Genomic DNA, 14,915 nt, shown 5'->3' with positions numbered 1-14,915 from the left:
AGGTCTACGCCTCCTCGGACAGCAGTGTGCGCCCCCACCAGTCGTCCGCGTCGCGGACGCCGGGCGGGATCGCGAAGACCGCCGAACCCACGTGCTGGATGTACTCGTTGAGCGCGTCGTGCGCCGAAAGCCGGCGCTGGAGCGGGATGAACCCCTTGCGCGGGTCGCGCTGGTAGGCGAGGAAGAACAGGCCCGCGTCCAGCCGGCCCAGTCCGTCCGTGCCGTCCGTGAAGGAGTAGCCGCGGCGCAGGATGGTGATCCCGCCGTTGGAGTCGGGGTGCGCGAGACGGACGTGCGCGTCGGGCTTCATCGCCTTCAGGAACGGCGCGTCGTGCTCCTTGGCCTTGCCCACCGGCGCGCCCTCGCCCTTGTCCCGGCCGAAGACGTCCTCCTGCTCCGACAGCGAGGTCCGGTCCCAGACCTCGATCTGCATCCGGATGCGCCGGGCGACGAGGTACGAACCCCCGCGCATCCAGGCGTCCTTCGCCCCGCCGTCCCTGTCGCCGACCCACACGAACTCGTCCAGCCGGCCCTTCTCGGTGCCCGCGATGTTGCGGGTGCCGTCCTTGAAGCCGAAGAGGTTGCGGGGGGTCTGGGCGCCAGGGGTGGTCGAGGAGGTCTTGCCGAAACCGAGCTGCGACCAGCGGATGGCGACCTTGCCGAAGCCGATCCTGGCCAGGTTGCGGATCGCGTGCACGGCCACCTGCGGGTCGTCCGCGCAGGCCTGGACGCACAGGTCGCCGCCGGTGCGGGACCGGTCGAGGTTCTCGCCGGGGAACCGGGGCAGGTCGACCAGCGCCTCGGGCCGCCGGTCCGTCAGCCCGAACTTGTCGAACAGCGACGGCCCGAAGCCGACGGTGAGGGTCAGCCGCGAGGGCGGCAGGCCGAGGGCCTCGCCGGTGTCGTCGGGCGGCGCCTCGGCCAGGCCGCCGTACGCGCCCTCGCCGACCGCCTTGCCCGCGGTCATCCGCCGCGCCGCGGCCGTCCAGTCCTTCATCAGCTGCACGAACTCGGCGCGGTCGTCGGTCTTCACGTCGAACGCGGCGAAGTGCAGCCGGTCCTGCACGGCGGTGGCGATGCCCGCCTGGTGCGCCCCGTGGAACTCCACAGCGCCGGCCGTGTCGGTGTGGTCCGCGCCGTCGTCGCCCTGGGCCAGGGCGACCGCGCCGCCGGCCGCGACGGCGCCGAGCGCCAGCCCGGCCCCGCCCCAGCCGATCAGGGCCCGGCGGGAGGGGGCGGCCTTCGCGGGGGCGCCGTCCGGGGTTCCGGTGTCGGTCATCGTCGGCTCCCCGTTCACTTAGCGACGGTGGCGGCGAGCTTGGACAGCGGCTCCGCCAGCGCGTTCACCGCGTCCGACAGCTCCTTGCGCTGCGCCTTGGTGACCTTGTCGTAGGAGACGAAGTCGGCGGACGCCTTGCCCGTGCGGTACTTGGCCAGGGTGGTGTTCAGGGCCGCGAACTGCTTGTCCAGCTCCTTGGCCAGGGCGGCGTCGTTCTTCCGCGCGACGGGCTCGAGGAGCTCGTACGCCTTCTGCGCGCCCTCGACGTTGGCCTGGAAGTCGACCAGGTCGGTGTGCGAGTAGCGGTCCTCCTCGCCGGTGACCTTGCCGGTGGCGACCTCGTCCAGCAGTTCCTTGGCGCCGTTGGCCATGGAGCTGGGGGTGATCTCCGCCTTGCCGACCCGCTGCTGCCAGTTCTTGAGGTCGTCGACGAGCCGGCCGGCGAGGGTCTTCTCCTCCGCGCCGATCTTCTCGTCCTGCCACAGCGCCTTCTCCAGGCGGTGCCAGCCGGTCCACTTCTGGCCCTGCTCCAGGCCGTCGGCGCGGGTGTCGGTCTTCGGGTCGATGTCGCCGAAGGACTCGGCGACCGGCTCGGTGCGTTCCCAGCCGACGCGCGAGGGGGCGTAGGCCTTCTGGGCGGCCTCGAGGTCGCCGGCCTTGATGGCGTCGGCGAACTTCTGGGCGAGCGGCACGGTCTCGTCGGCCTGGTCCTGCGCGTACCGGCGGTACTCGGCGACCGCCTCGTCCAGCTGCGGGTCGCGCTCGGCGGCGGTGTTCGCGCCGGTGACCGTGAGCTTCTGCCGCACGCCGTGGCCCTTCATGCCCGGGCGGCAGGCGATCTCGTAGGAGCCGGCCTTGATCTCCGCGGTCAGCGTGTACTTGGTGCCGGGGCCGATGTTCTCCTTCTCGGAGACGATCCGGTCGTCCGGGAAGACGATCTCGACCTCGGTCGCCTTGGATCCCTTGTTCTCTATCTTCAGCGTGACCTGGCCGGCCGGGACGGTCTTGGCGGAGGTGTCGCACGTGCTGTCGGCCGCGGTCACCTGGATCGCGTCGCCGTCCTCGGCGTCGCTCTTGGAGGTGCAGGCCGTCACGGAGGTCAGAGCGGCCGCGGTGGCGACGGCGGTGACGACGGAGAGTCGGACGGCTCGCATGCAGGGGCTCCCAGGTGGCTGAAAGACGACGTGATGTCTCACACAATGATTGGTGAGGCTTGCCTAACTTAACGGAATCGGACCTGCCTGATACCCGTCCGTGCCGTGATTCAGCTCTCATGGGCGGCGTCTGGGCACGACCCGGTCGCGGATCTTCCAAGGGATCGCAAAGAGCACCCCATGGGGACGTCAAGGGAGTCCGTTTCGAGCGGCAGCCCGGCGGGGCCACCGGCTCGGGCGCGCCGGTGACGGCGCCCGGCGCGGCCGCGCACGCGCCGTGGCGGCGGGCGCGGGCGTCGTGGCCGCGGCGCGGCGCGCGGTGCGAGGAGCGGTGGAGGGCGGTGCCGGCCGCTATGGACGGCGCCGTCCTGAGCGGCGCTTCGATGCTTCAATGCCCTGATGACCGACTACGACGTGCTGCGCGTGTTCTGCGCGGCGAACGGCGGCTACGGCAACGAACTCGGTGTCGTCCGCGACGGCTCGCTGATCCCGGACCGGGACGAGCGGCAGACGTTCGCCGCCAAACTCGGCTTCAGCGAGACGGTGTTCGTGGACGACCCGGAGCGCGGCGTCCTCGACATCTACACCCCCACCCTGCGCCTGCCCTTCGCCGGTCACCCCTGCGTGGGCGCCGCCTGGCTGCTGGACGTCCCGGAACTGGTCACCCCCGCCGGAACGGTCGGCACCCGCTCGGACGGCGAGTTCACCTGGATCGAGGCCCGCCCGGAGTGGGCCCCGCCGCGCACCCTGCGCCAGTACGGCACCGCCGCCGAGGTCGACGACCTTCCCGTCCCGCCGCCCGGTGAGTGGATCTACGCGTGGGCGTGGGAGGACGAGGCGGCCGGACGGGTGCGCGCCCGGGCCTTCCCCGGCCGCGACGACGGCATCGAGGAGGACGAGGCGACCGGCGCGGCCGCGCTGCTGCTGACCGAACGGCTGGGCCGGGCCCTCAACATCGTCCAGGGCGCCGGCTCCCAGATCCTGACGGCCCCGCAGCCGGAGGGCTGGGTGGAGATCGGCGGCCGGGTCGTGCTGGAACGCTGACGCCCCGAAGCACGGCCCGCCCGCTCGGGCGGTGAGCGGCGACTCCTCGCCCAGCGCCCTGGACACCGCCCCCTGAGGGAGCGCGGGCCCCGGGGCGACATGGGTGAGGGCCAGGCGTCACGGCAGCGTGAGGATCTCCGCGCCCGTCTCCGTGACCACCAGCGTGTGCTCGAACTGGGCGGTGCGCTTGCGGTCCTTGGTGACGACCGTCCAGTTGTCGTCCCAGACGTCGTACTCGATGGTGCCCAGGGTGAGCATCGGCTCGATCGTGAAGGTCATCCCGGGCCGCATCACCGTGGTGGCGTGGGGGCTGTCGTAGTGCGGGACGATCAGGCCGGAGTGGAAGGACGTGCTGATGCCGTGGCCGGTGAAGTCGCGGACGACGCCGTAGCCGAAGCGCTTGGCGTACGACTCGATGACGCGGCCGATGATGTTGATCTGCCGGCCGGGCCTGACCGCCTTGATGGCGCGGTTCAGCGACTCGCGGGTGCGCTCGACGAGCAGCCGGCTCTCCTCGTCCACGTCGCCGACCAGGTAGGTCGCGTTGTTGTCGCCGTGCACCCCGCCGATGTACGCCGTCACGTCCAGGTTGACGATGTCGCCGTCCCTGAGGACCGTCGAGTCCGGGATGCCGTGGCAGATCACCTCGTTGACCGACGTGCACAGCGACTTCGGGAAGCCGCGGTAGCCGAGCGTCGAGGGGTAGGCGCCGTGGTCGCACATGTACGCGTGCGCCACCCGGTCCAGCTCGTCCGTGGTGACGCCCGGCGCGATGTGCCTGGCCGCCTCCTCCATCGCCTGCGCGGCGATCCGCCCGGCGAGGCGCATCGCCTCGACGGTCTCCGGAGTCTGCACCTCCGGCCCGGTGTACGGCTTCGGCGCGGGCTTGCCGACGTACTCGGGGCGGCGGATGTTTCCGGGCACGGAACGGGTGGGGGACAGTTCCCCGGGGACGAGCAGCGACTGGCCAGACATGCCCGCGAGTCTATCCACGGGCGATGGGGGAACATGTCGGTGGCGAGAGGAGCTGGTCATGCCCCTGTTCAAGAAGCGGACCGTCGGAAAGCCGGGCGAGTGGTTCTACTGCCTGGAGCACAAGAAGGTCGAGGAGGGACCCGAGTGTCCCGCCAAGGACCGGTTCGGCCCCTACGCCTCCCGCGAGGAGGCCCGGCACGCGATGGAGACCGCCCGCGAGCGCAACCTCGAGTGGGAGAACGACGCCCGCTGGCACGACGCCCCCGCGAGCGGTTCCGAGGAGGACTGACCGCGCCGGGGCGGGGCGGGCCCGGCTCAGGCCCGGGGGGCCCGCTGGGGTCTTCCGTCCGGATCAGGCCGGGTCACGCCGCCTCCCGCACCGGGACCGCGCGCTGCTCGCGCAGGCGCACCGCGTGGGGGTTCGTGCGGGCGTCGTAGGCCTTCAGGCCCGGCAGGCACAGGGCCAGCAGTCCCACGGCCCCCGCGCACAGCAGGCCGCCCGACCACACCGACGCCCGTACGCCCCACCACGCGGCCACGCCGCCCGAGCGGACCTGGCCCAGCTGCGGACCCACCGAGTACGACAGCAGTTCGATGCCGGCCAGGCGGCCGCGCAGGGCGTCCGGGATGGTCTGGTTCCACATCGCGCCCCGGAAGATCCCGCTGACCATGTCGCAGCCGCCCGCCACGGCCAGGAACAGCAGCACCAGCCACACGTTCCCCACCACCCCGGCCGCCGCCACCGCCAGTCCCCACAGCAGCGCGGCCAGCACCACCGTCCGCCCGTGCCGGTGCACCCGGGAGGTCCAGCCGCTGGTGACGCTCACCAGCAGCGACCCGAACGGCAGCGCCGCGTACATCAGTCCCAGCGCCCAGCGGGCGTGCAGTTCGTCCGCGAGGAACGGCAGCACGGCCAGCGGCATCGCCAGGAACATCGCCGCCAGGTCCACCGCGTAGGTGCCCAGCAGCTCCTTGCGGCCCCACGCGTACCGGGCGCCCTCCGCGATCGCCCGCAGGGACGGCTTCGCGGCCTCGCGCGCGGCGGGCTGGGCGGCGATCCGGACCACCAGCACCAGGGACACGACGAAGGTGCCCAGGTCCGCCGCGTAGGCCGGGCCGAGACCCGCGTACGCCACGATCACACCCGCCACCGCCGGTCCCGCCACCCCGCCCACCGTCCAGCGCAGCGAGTTCAGCGCGGTCGCCGCCGGCAGGTGGTCGTGGGCCACGATCCGCGGCCACAGCGCGTCCAGCGCGGGCCGCTGCACGGCGGTCAGCGCCGAGGACAGGGCCGCGACCGCGTACAGCGGCCACACCGCGGGGTGCGGCAGCACCGCGTTCAGCAGCAGCCCCGCGCTGAGCACCGCGAGCCCGGCCTCGGTCCACACGATCAGCCGCCGCTTGTCCGTCGCGTCGGCCAGCGCCCCGCCGTACAGCCCGAACACGATCAGGGGCACCAGCTCCACCGCGCCGATGGCGCCCACCGCGGCGGCCGAGCCGGTCAGGTCCTTGATCTGCACCGGCAGCGCGACGAAGGTGAGGAAGCTGCCGAAGTTCGAGACCAGACCCGATATCCACAACCTGCGGAAGTCACGGGACGCCCGCCACGGGGCGAGATCGGGGAGCAGGGCCCGCAGCCCCGAGGGCGGGGCGTCGGCGACGTCGGCGGCGGGCAGGGGGGCGTCATCGGTCACGACGAGTCATGGTCTGCGGGGGACAGCGCCGCGGGCAACTCCATTTCCGCCTTGCGCTACCACCCCGAGGGCGGTGGCGCCGTCAGCGACTCCGCCAGCCGGGACAGGCGCTCCCGCAGCCGCCCGCGCCGCCGGGGCCCCGGCAGCGGGTTCTCCCCGGCCGCCGCGCTCACCAGGTGCTGCACCGTGTCCAGATCCAGTTCCGCGCCGTCCGGCACCGCGAGCGTCTCGTGCGCCAGCGCCGCCAGAGCGCCCGCGTCCGAGCCCAGCGCCAGCACCGTCGCCCCGGCCCGCCGCGCGCCGCACACCCGCTCCAGCAGCGGCGCCGGCTCCCCGGGCGCCACCACGAGCAGGGTCTCGCCCCGCCGGGCCGCCTCCAGCCGGCCGAGCCCGACCGCCAGGTGCGCCGGGTCCGAGGGACGCGCCCCGTGCCGCACCAGCGTCGGGGCCAGCTCCGGCGTGCCCGACCAGGCGGCCTCGTCCACCAGATGCGCCGCGAGGTGCCACGGCTCGTACTCCGGGGTGCCCACCAGCAGCAGCCCGCCGCCGTGCGACACCACCGACCCCCGCAGCGCCCCCGCGAACCGCCGGGTGGCGTCCAGCCACTCGGTCCCGGCGAGCACTTCGCGCAGCAACGCGACACGTACGGCGTCCATACGAGCGCATGGTGCCCCAAACAGGCCCGCCGGATGCGCAGTTCGGCCCGGATTCGCCCGCCCTGGGGACCCGCGCGCCACCCGCCGTGACGCCGCTCACCACGGCGGGTGGGTCACGGCCCGCGGACGTAGAGTCGGCGCATGACCTCTACCGACAGCGCACAGAAGGCCCCCGCCAAGGACCCCTGGGACCTGCCCGACGTCTCCGGACTGGTCGTCGGCGTGCTCGGCGGGACCGGGCCGCAGGGCAAGGGCCTCGCCTACCGCCTCGCCCGGGCCGGGCAGAAGGTGATCATCGGCTCCCGGGCCGCCGAGCGCGCCCGGGCGGCGGCGGACGAGATCGGGCACGGCGTCGAGGGCGCCGACAACGCCGAGACCGCCCGCCGCAGCGACATCGTGATCGTCGCCGTGCCCTGGGAGGGCCACGGCGAGACCCTCGAGTCGCTGCGCGCGGAACTGGCCGGCAAGCTCGTCGTGGACTGCGTCAACCCGCTCGGCTTCGACAAGAAGGGCGCCTACGCCCTCAAGCCCGAGGAGGGCAGCGCCGCCGAGCAGGCCGCCGCGCTGCTGCCGGACTCGCGGGTCACCGCCGCCTTCCACCACCTGTCGGCCGTGCTCCTCCAGGACCCGGAGATCGAGCGCATCGACACCGACGTGATGGTCCTCGGCGAGGAGCGCGCCGACGTGGAGACCGTCCAGGCGCTGGCCGGCCGCATCACCGGCATGCGCGGCGTCTTCGCCGGCCGGCTGCGCAACGCCCACCAGGTGGAGTCCCTGGTCGCCAACCTGATCTCCGTCAACCGCCGCTACAAGGCGCACGCCGGGCTGCGCGTCACCGACGTGTGAGCCGTCCGGGGGTGTGGGAGGGCGAGGTGCCCGGACGGGCACGTGTGAGCCGTCCCGGGCGGGGGAGTGCGAGCCCGCCCGGACGGGGACGTGTGAGCCGTCCGGGGCGCGTGGCCGTGGCCCGCATGGGGGGCGGCGCCCCGCATGGGGGACACTGGTCGGCGAAGCAGTACCGAGCAGTGTCCCCGTGCCCCCGACAGGAGCCGACCGCCATGCCCCGCCTCGCCCTCTACGCCCTGATCGTCTGCGTCCTCACCGTGGCCGCGGCCGTCGTCTCCTTCGCACAGGGCAGCTGGCTGGGCATCGTGTGGGTGCTCCTGGCGGGCCTGTCGTCCAACATGACCTGGTACTACGTCCGCCGCGGCAGGGCGGCGCGGCAGGACGGGCCGGTCACCGGATGACCGGCCCGGCCGGTCACCGGACGACCGAGCGGACTCAGCGGACGACCGAGCAGAAGTCGTCCGTGCCCGTCCAGAAGCGGTAGAGGCTCTGACCGCAGTACGTGTCCAGGTCCGTGATCCCCAGCGCCCGCAGGATCGCGTCGATCACGTCGAAGAACGCGCTGTTCACCGACGGCACCCACAGCAGCGCGAAGACGAACAGCAGACCGAACGGCGCGAACGGCTCCACCTGCCGCTTGACGCCGTACGACAGCCACGGCTCGATCACCCCGTAGCCGTCCAGGCCCGGCACCGGCAGGAAGTTCAGGATCGCCGCCGTGACCTGGAGCAGCGCGAGGAACGCCAGCGCGAACCGGAAGTCGGCGGGCACCCCGTCCAGCGCGCCCAGCCAGAACGGCGCCGTGCACACCGCCGCGAACAGCACGTTCGTCAGCGGGCCGGCCGCCGAGATCAGACTGTGCCGCCAGCGGCCCCTGATCCGGTCCCGCTCGATGAACACCGCGCCGCCGGGCAGGCCGATCCCGCCCATGATCACGAACACCACGGGCAGGACGATGCTCAGCAGGGCGTGGGTGTACTTCAGCGGGTTCAGCGTGAGATAGCCCTTCGCGCCGACCGTGATGTCCCCGCCGTGCAGCGCCGTGCGGGCGTGCGCGTACTCGTGCAGGCACAGCGAGACGACCCAGGCCGCCGTCACGAACAGGAACACCGCCACACCCGGCTGCTCGGCGAACCCGGTCCAGGTGGCCCAGCCCGTGACGGCGGTGACGGCCAGGATCCCCACGAAGACCGGACTGATCCTCCGGTCGCTCGGGCGGGTGGTGGCGGTGGTCATGGAGGGGGCTCCTGTGTGAGGGACGTCTGTTCGGGAGAGCCCGACCGTACCGGGCGCGGTGGAAAAACGTCTCGCGCGCCGCGGGGGGCTCCAGGGGAGTATGGCCTGCGCACACCGCGCGGGCTCCCCCGGGACGGCGTCCCCGCCCCCTCGGGCCCGCCGGTCGCCGCGCCGCCCGAAACCCGTGACCGTCCGTGAGATCACCGGAGACAATGGACCCCGTGCGCTACCGCATCCTCGGCACCACCCAGGCAATCCGCTCCGACGGCACCGCGTTCCCGGTCGGCGGGGCACGCCTGCGCGCCCTGCTGACCGTGCTCGCCCTGCGCCCCGGCCGTACGGTCCCGGTGCGCGTCCTGGTCGACGAGGTCTGGGGCGCCGACCCGCCCGCCGACGCCACCGGAGCGCTCCAGGCGCTGGTCGGACGGCTGCGCCGGGCGCTCGGGGCGGACGCGGTCGCCTCCGCCGAGGGCGGCTACCGGCTCACCGTCACGGCCGACGACATCGACCTGCACCGCTTCGAGCGGCTGACCGGGGAGGGGCTGGACGCCCTGGCCGACGGCGACCCCGGGAAGGCGTTCGCCGTCCTCGACGACGCCCTCGCCCTGTGGCGCGACCCGGCCCTGTCCGACCTGCCCGACCGCACCGCCGAGGCGGCCCGCTGGGAGACCCGCCACCTCGACGCGCGCCGCGCCCGCCTCACCGCCGCGCTCGCCCTCGGCCGGGCCGAGCAGACCCTGCCCGAGCTGACCGCCCTGTGCGACACCCACCCCCTCGACGAGCCCCTCCAGGCGCTGCGTCTGCGCGCCCTGCGCGACGCGGGCCGCACGGCCCAGGCCCTGGCCGCCTACGACGACGTACGGCACCTGCTGGCGGACCGGCTCGGCTCCGACCCCGGACCCGAACTGCGCGCCCTGCACGCGCGGTTGCTGGGCGCGGGGGAGGAGGACGCCGGTGGCCGCGCCGTCCCGGGCGGCCCCGCCGACGGCCCCCACGCTCCTCCTGGGCGGCACACCCCGCTCCCGTCCCCGTCCCCTGCCCCGGGCCCCGGCTCCGTCCAGGGCCCGGCCTCCCGGACCGGTGCGGCCGGTCCTTCAGGGGCCGGGGCCGGTGCGGCCGGTTCTTCCGCGTCCGGGAGCGGTGGGGCCGGGTCCTCCGTCGTCCCGCCCGATCCCGCCGCATCTGCCGGTCCCCTCGGTCCCGCCGGCCTCCGGCCCGGTGGGGCGGGTTCTCCGGGGCTCCCGCAGCCCCCCAGCAACCTCCGCGCCCGTCTCACCTCGTTCGTGGGCCGCGAGGCCGACATCGAGACCATCCGCGCGGACCTCGGGGCCGCCCGGCTGGTCACCCTCCTCGGGCCCGGCGGGGCCGGCAAGACACGGCTGTCGCAGGAGTCCGCCGAGGCCGTGCGCCCGGCGCTGCGGGACGGCGTCTGGCTGGCCGAGCTCGCCCCCGTCGACGACCCGGAGGCCGTGCCCGCGGCCGTCCTGACCGCTGTCGGCGCCCGCGAGACCGTCCTGTACGGCGCCGGCGCCGAGGAGATCCGGGCCGCGGTCGCCGACCGCCACGACGACCCCGTCGAACGGCTCGTCGAGCACTGCGCCCGGCGCCGCATGCTGCTCCTGCTCGACAACTGCGAGCACGTCGTCGACGCCGCCGCCCGCCTCGTCGAGGAACTGCTCGCCCGCTGCCCGCAGCTCACCGTCCTCGCCACCAGCCGCGAACCCCTCGGCGTGCCGGGGGAACTGCTGCGCCCCGTGGAACCGCTGCCCGAACCGGTGGCGCTGCGCCTGTTCGCCGACCGCGGAGCGGCCGTACGGCCCGGCTTCCGCATCGACGCGGACGAGGACACGGCGGCGGCGTCGGCCGAGATCTGCCGCCGTCTGGACGGCCTGCCGCTCGCCATCGAACTCGCCGCCGCCCGGCTGCGGATGCTCACCCCGCGCCAGATCGCCGGCCGGCTCGACGACCGCTTCCGCCTCCTCACCTCCGGCAGCCGCACCGTCCTGCCCCGCCAGCAGACCCTGCGCGCCGTCGTCGACTGGTCCTGGGACCTGCTGGACGCGACCGAACGGGACGTGCTGAGCCGGCTGTCCGTCTTCGCCGGCGGCTGCGACCTCGCCGCCGCCGAGGCCGTGTGCGGGCCCGCCGCCTTCGACGCCCTCGGCTCCCTCGTCGACAAGTCCCTGGTCGTCGCCGCCCCCGACGGCGACGGCGGCATGCGCTACCGCCTCCTGGAGACCGTCGCCGAGTACGCCGGCGAACGCCTCGACGAGAACGGCGGCCGCACCCGGGCCGAACGCGCCCACCTGACGTACTACCGCGAACTCGCCCGCGTCACCGACCCGTTGCTGCGCGGCCCCGGCCAGCGTGCCGCCATCGCCCGGTTCGAGCTGGAGTACGAGAACCTGCGCACCGCCCTGCGGCACGCCGTCGCGGCGCGCGACGAGCAGGAGGGCCTGTGCCTGATCCTCTCGCTCGCCTACTACTGGCAGATGCGCGAGGTGCGCGTCGAGGCCCGCAACTGGTGCCGCGAGGTCATGGCGCTCGGCCCCGACCCGTTCACCGAACCGGTGCGCCGCGCCGCCCCGGTGTGGGAGCGGTGCACGGACGCCCCGCCGCCGATGACCGGCGAACTCCTCGCCGAGGCCCGGCGCGGAGTGCACCTGGTCCACCTCGCCTGCATGGAGACCGAGATGGACGTCTGGCAGCAGCCGGCCGCCCGGCGCAAACTCCACGTCATCTCCGAGGTCTACGAGCCCGGCCTGCCGCAGACCTGCCGCACCCCCGGCATGCTCTGGTTCTTCGCCGTGATCATGACCGGCGACACGGAACGGATCCGCGCCATCGTCGACGCCTCCGTGCACACCTGCCGCAACGCCCCCGGTTTCGAGTGGGAGCTCGCCAACGCGCTCCAGCTGCGCGCCAACCTGCTGGCCAACCGCGCCGACTGGGCGGGCGACGCGGCCCGTGACGCCGAGGAGTCGCTGGAGATCTTCCGCCGCCTCGGCGACGGCTGGGGAACCGCCGAGGCGCTCTCCGCGCGCGGCGAGGCCCACGAGCGCGGCGGCCGGTACACGCAGGCCGCCGTCGACTACGCGGCGGCGGTCGAACAGGCCGAACGCCTCGGCGCGCACGCCCAGGTCACGATGTTGCGCGCCCGCCTCGGCGGCGCGCTGATGGAGGGCGGCGAGCGCGATCGCGGCGAGGAGATCCTGCGCGCGGTCATCGGCGACGACGCCGGCGCCGCCAACGAGGCGCGGCCCTTCGCCCGGCTCTGCCTGGTGGGCTGGCTCGGCATGACCGGCCGGGTGCCCGAGGCGCGAGGGCAACTGCGGATGCTGCGCGAGGAGTTCACCTTGTCGCACTTCGTGGTCTTCGACGCCTTCATCCTCGGCGCGGAAGCCTGGCTGGCGGCCGTGGACGGTGACGACGAGGAGGCCCTGGACAAGATCCGCCGGGCGCTGGAGCGGGCCGAGGACCCGGTCTCCCAGGCCATCGCGCCCCACCTGCGCGCCTCCTACCTCACCATCGGCGCGATGGCCGTCGCCGGCGTGGACGGCGGCGGCCGCGCCCGGGACGCCGCCCGCTGCCTCGGCGCCGCCGACGCGCTGCTGCCGGCCCGCCATGTACGCACCTCCCTGGAGCGCCATGCCCGCGAACAGGTCCGGATACGGATCCGCGCCGTCCTCGACGAGGCGGAGTTCCAGGAGGCGTACGCCGAGGGCGGTGGCCTCTCCGCGGAGGAGGCCACCGCCCTGGTGTGACGACGCGTACCGGCCGTGGTCGCGGGGCCGGCCGCCGGCCCCGCGGCGTCAGCTCTTGGTGCGGAACTTGTGGATCGCGACCGGGGCCATGACCACCGTGATCGCCACCGACCAGCCCACCGTCAGCCACAGGTCGTGGGCGACCGGGCCGCCCGTCATCAGCCCGCGGGCCGAGTCGGCGAGCGTGGAGAGCGGGTTGTAGTCGGTGAAGTGCCGCAGCCAGCCCGGCATCGAGCTCGGCGGCGCGAAGATCGACGAGCCGAACTGGAGCGGGAACAGCACCAGGAAGCCCATCGCCTGCACGGACTGGGCGTTCTTCAGCACCACGCCGAGCGTCAGGAAGATCCACATGATCGACGACGCGAACAGGGCGGACAGGCCCACGGTCGCGAACAGGCCCGCCCAGTGGGTGATGTGGAAGCCGACCAGGACGGCGACGATCATCAGCACCACCGTCGCGAACAGCATCCGCGCCAGCTCGACCGCGATCTTCGCGAACAGCACCGAGCCGCGGCCGATCGGCAGCGAGCGGAAGCGGTCCATGACACCGCTGTTGAAGTCCTGGCTGAAGCCGGTGCCCACGCCCTGCGACAGCGTCATGCTCATCATCGCCAGCATGCCGGGGATGACGTACTGCACGTAGCGTTCCTGGCCGCCGCCCAGCGCCTGCCCGATCGAGCCGCCGAAAACGTACACGAACAGCAGGGTGAAGACGATCGGCATCAGCAGCGCGTCGAACATCGACTCGGGGTCCTGGCGGATCCACAGCAGGTTGCGGCGGACCAGGGCGCCGGTGTGCCGCAGGTGGCCGCGCAGCGTGATCCGGGCGTCCGCCTGCGTGCCGGTGGTGGCGGTGGCGGTGACGGCGCTCATACGGCGACCTCCTCGGGGGCGGGCTGGGCGTCCTGCGGGGCACTGGCGCGGTGGCCGGTGAGGGACAGGAAGACCTCGTCCAGGCTGGGCAGTTCGGTGGTGATGGAGGCGATCGTGATGCCGCGCGCGGTGACCGCGCCGACCACCGCGGTCAGCTGCTCGTCGTTGAGGATCGGCACCACCAGGGAGCCGCTCACGGTGTCCACGGTGGTCGTGGCGAGGCCGGTGATGCCCAGGTCGTCGAGCATCGCGGCGAGCGGGCGCAGCTCGTGCGGATCGGCCGGGCGCACGCGCAGGGTGCGGCCGCCGACCTTCGCCTTGAGCTCCTCGATGCCGCCGCCGGCGATGACCTTGCCCCGGTCGACCACGGTCAGCTCGGAGGCGAGCTGTTCGGCCTCCTCCATGTACTGGGTCGTCAGCAGGACGGTGACTCCGTCGCCGACCATCGCCTTGACCTCGTCCCACACCTCGTTGCGGGTGCGCGGGTCGAGGCCGGTGGTGGGCTCGTCCAGGTAGAGGACGGCGGGCCGGCCGATCATGGAGGCGGCCAGGTCGAGCCGGCGCCGCATGCCGCCGGAGTACGTGCTCGCCGGGCGGCGGGCGGCCTCCGTGAGCGAGAACCGCTCCAGCAGTTCGTCGGCGCGGGAGCGGGACTCCTTGCGGGACAGATCGAGGAGCCGTCCGATCATGTAGAGGTTCTCCCAGCCGGGGAGCTTCTCGTCGACGGAGGCGTACTGGCCGGTGAGGCCGATCACCCGGCGCAGCTGGCGGGGCTGCCGTACCACGTCGTAGCCGGCGACGGTGGCGTGGCCGGCGTCGGGGGTGATGAGGGTGGACAGGATGCGCACGAGGGTGGTCTTGCCGGCGCCGTTGGGTCCGAGGACGCCCATCACGGTGCCCTCGCGCACGTCGAGGTCCACGCCGTCCAGTGCCTTGGTCTCGCCGTAGTGCTTGACCAGACCCCGTACGGTCACGGCGGCCCGTCCGCCGGCGGGGTTGTTGTCGGTTCGCGTCATGGCCACGACGCTCCCACCCTCCGCCGACAAACCACCGACACCCCGCCGACAACCCCGCCCAGCCACCGACACCGCGCCTACAGCGGCTCCGGGGACTGATCGCCGATCCCCCGCCCCCGGCAACGGGCAGTCACGCCGCGCGCCTTCCCCCGCCCCGGCTGCGGGCCGTCGGGCCACGCACACCTCCGCTCCTGGCCGCGGGCCGTCGTGCCGCACGCGCCCCCTTCCCAGCCGCGGGCAGTCGTGCCGCAGGACGACGGGGGTCCCTCCCCCTGCTCTTCAGGAGCTTGGGGGAGGGCGGGCGCGGCGGCACCCGGTCAGCGCCGCCGGCGTCCCGTCCCCGACGGCGACCCCCACCGGCCTGGCTCAGGAGCCTTC

13 protein-coding genes are annotated in these 14,915 nt (G+C 73.9%); 5 read left to right on the top strand and 8 right to left on the bottom strand.

The genetic code is table 11. From position 1 onward, the window contains the following. Positions 1 to 4: 4 nt before the first annotated feature. Positions 5 to 1,279 (bottom strand): iron uptake transporter deferrochelatase/peroxidase subunit, encoded by a 1,275-nt coding sequence (gene efeB / locus ACH5A8_RS02250; RefSeq protein WP_398997017.1) that lies wholly within the window; start codon positions 1,277 to 1,279, stop codon positions 5 to 7. Positions 1,280 to 1,293: 14 nt separating this feature from the next. After that, positions 1,294 to 2,433 carry an iron uptake system protein EfeO gene (gene efeO, locus ACH5A8_RS02245; RefSeq protein ID WP_398997015.1) on the bottom strand — a complete coding sequence of 380 codons (1,140 nt, stop codon included), beginning with the start codon at positions 2,431 to 2,433 and terminating at the stop codon, positions 1,294 to 1,296. A gap of 399 nt (positions 2,434 to 2,832) precedes the next feature. Here efeO and ACH5A8_RS02240 point away from each other — a divergent pair, with 399 nt between their 5' ends. After that, complete coding sequence (locus ACH5A8_RS02240) at positions 2,833 to 3,477, top strand: PhzF family phenazine biosynthesis protein (RefSeq protein WP_398997013.1); 645 nt, start codon at positions 2,833 to 2,835, stop codon at positions 3,475 to 3,477. A 117-nt stretch (positions 3,478 to 3,594) separates the two neighbouring features. Here ACH5A8_RS02240 and map read toward each other — a convergent pair whose 3' ends face one another. Continuing rightward, on the bottom strand, positions 3,595 to 4,452 hold the full coding sequence (gene map / locus ACH5A8_RS02235; protein ID WP_398997011.1) for a type I methionyl aminopeptidase: 858 nt from the start codon (positions 4,450 to 4,452) through the stop codon (positions 3,595 to 3,597). A 58-nt stretch (positions 4,453 to 4,510) separates the two neighbouring features. Here map and ACH5A8_RS02230 point away from each other — a divergent pair, with 58 nt between their 5' ends. Beyond that, complete coding sequence (locus ACH5A8_RS02230) at positions 4,511 to 4,741, top strand: hypothetical protein (RefSeq protein ID WP_398997009.1); 231 nt, start codon at positions 4,511 to 4,513, stop codon at positions 4,739 to 4,741. A gap of 73 nt (positions 4,742 to 4,814) precedes the next feature. Here the strand turns inward: ACH5A8_RS02230 and ACH5A8_RS02225 are convergent, their stop codons facing one another. Together ACH5A8_RS02225 and ACH5A8_RS02220 are read right to left on the bottom strand one after the other, a co-directional pair. Further along, entirely contained in the window at positions 4,815 to 6,146 is a 1,332-nt protein-coding gene (locus ACH5A8_RS02225) for an MFS transporter (protein WP_398997007.1), read from the bottom strand. A gap of 56 nt (positions 6,147 to 6,202) precedes the next feature. After that, positions 6,203 to 6,802: a hypothetical protein gene (locus tag ACH5A8_RS02220; protein WP_398997005.1), complete on the bottom strand. Its 600-nt coding sequence runs from the start codon at positions 6,800 to 6,802 to the stop codon at positions 6,203 to 6,205. 141 nt (positions 6,803 to 6,943) lie between these two features. Between ACH5A8_RS02220 and npdG the strand changes: the two genes are divergently transcribed. Together npdG and ACH5A8_RS02210 are read left to right on the top strand one after the other, a co-directional pair. Next, positions 6,944 to 7,648, top strand: a complete 705-nt coding sequence (gene npdG, locus ACH5A8_RS02215) for an NADPH-dependent F420 reductase (protein ID WP_398997003.1) — start codon at positions 6,944 to 6,946, stop codon at positions 7,646 to 7,648. 212 nt (positions 7,649 to 7,860) lie between these two features. Beyond that, positions 7,861 to 8,049, top strand: coding sequence for a hypothetical protein (locus tag ACH5A8_RS02210; RefSeq protein ID WP_398997001.1), 189 nt, complete (start codon positions 7,861 to 7,863; stop codon positions 8,047 to 8,049). 34 nt (positions 8,050 to 8,083) lie between these two features. Here the strand turns inward: ACH5A8_RS02210 and ACH5A8_RS02205 are convergent, their stop codons facing one another. Next, a complete protein-coding gene (locus ACH5A8_RS02205) occupies positions 8,084 to 8,884 on the bottom strand; it encodes a site-2 protease family protein (protein ID WP_398996999.1) in 801 nt (266 codons plus the stop codon). A gap of 212 nt (positions 8,885 to 9,096) precedes the next feature. Here ACH5A8_RS02205 and ACH5A8_RS02200 point away from each other — a divergent pair, with 212 nt between their 5' ends. Continuing rightward, complete coding sequence (locus ACH5A8_RS02200; RefSeq protein ID WP_398996997.1) at positions 9,097 to 12,648, top strand: AfsR/SARP family transcriptional regulator; 3,552 nt, start codon at positions 9,097 to 9,099, stop codon at positions 12,646 to 12,648. A 48-nt stretch (positions 12,649 to 12,696) separates the two neighbouring features. On the opposite strand, the gene ACH5A8_RS02195 is transcribed toward ACH5A8_RS02200, so the two are convergent. Continuing rightward, a complete protein-coding gene (locus ACH5A8_RS02195) occupies positions 12,697 to 13,521 on the bottom strand; it encodes an ABC transporter permease (RefSeq protein WP_398996995.1) in 825 nt (274 codons plus the stop codon). Beyond that, positions 13,518 to 14,537, bottom strand: coding sequence for an ATP-binding cassette domain-containing protein (locus tag ACH5A8_RS02190; RefSeq protein ID WP_398996993.1), 1,020 nt, complete (start codon positions 14,535 to 14,537; stop codon positions 13,518 to 13,520). The genes ACH5A8_RS02195 and ACH5A8_RS02190 overlap by 4 nt, the downstream gene beginning before the upstream one ends. Between the last annotated feature and the right edge of the window lie 378 nt (positions 14,538 to 14,915).

This window comes from Streptomyces sp. NPDC018610 (assembly GCF_044391765.1).
Classification (GTDB): domain Bacteria; phylum Actinomycetota; class Actinomycetes; order Streptomycetales; family Streptomycetaceae; genus Streptomyces.
The sequence above is the reverse complement of the archived record's forward strand: the minus strand, read 5'-3'. Positions and strand labels throughout refer to the sequence as shown.

Bases quoted from the DNA above. Each gene is read 5' to 3' on its own strand.
- efeB (WP_398997017.1), bottom strand. From the start codon at position 1,279: ATGACCGACACCGGAACCCCGGACGGCGCCCCCGCGAAGGCCGCCCCC.
- efeO (WP_398997015.1), bottom strand. From the start codon at position 2,433: ATGCGAGCCGTCCGACTCTCCGTCGTCACCGCCGTCGCCACCGCGGCC.
- ACH5A8_RS02240 (WP_398997013.1), top strand. From the start codon at position 2,833: ATGACCGACTACGACGTGCTGCGCGTGTTCTGCGCGGCGAACGGCGGC.
- map (WP_398997011.1), bottom strand. From the start codon at position 4,452: ATGTCTGGCCAGTCGCTGCTCGTCCCCGGGGAACTGTCCCCCACCCGT.
- ACH5A8_RS02230 (WP_398997009.1), top strand. From the start codon at position 4,511: ATGCCCCTGTTCAAGAAGCGGACCGTCGGAAAGCCGGGCGAGTGGTTC.
- ACH5A8_RS02220 (WP_398997005.1), bottom strand. From the start codon at position 6,802: ATGGACGCCGTACGTGTCGCGTTGCTGCGCGAAGTGCTCGCCGGGACC.
- npdG (WP_398997003.1), top strand. From the start codon at position 6,944: ATGACCTCTACCGACAGCGCACAGAAGGCCCCCGCCAAGGACCCCTGG.
- ACH5A8_RS02210 (WP_398997001.1), top strand. From the start codon at position 7,861: ATGCCCCGCCTCGCCCTCTACGCCCTGATCGTCTGCGTCCTCACCGTG.
- ACH5A8_RS02205 (WP_398996999.1), bottom strand. From the start codon at position 8,884: ATGACCACCGCCACCACCCGCCCGAGCGACCGGAGGATCAGTCCGGTC.
- ACH5A8_RS02200 (WP_398996997.1), top strand. From the start codon at position 9,097: ATGGACCCCGTGCGCTACCGCATCCTCGGCACCACCCAGGCAATCCGC.
- ACH5A8_RS02195 (WP_398996995.1), bottom strand. From the start codon at position 13,521: ATGAGCGCCGTCACCGCCACCGCCACCACCGGCACGCAGGCGGACGCC.
- ACH5A8_RS02190 (WP_398996993.1), bottom strand. From the start codon at position 14,537: ATGACGCGAACCGACAACAACCCCGCCGGCGGACGGGCCGCCGTGACC.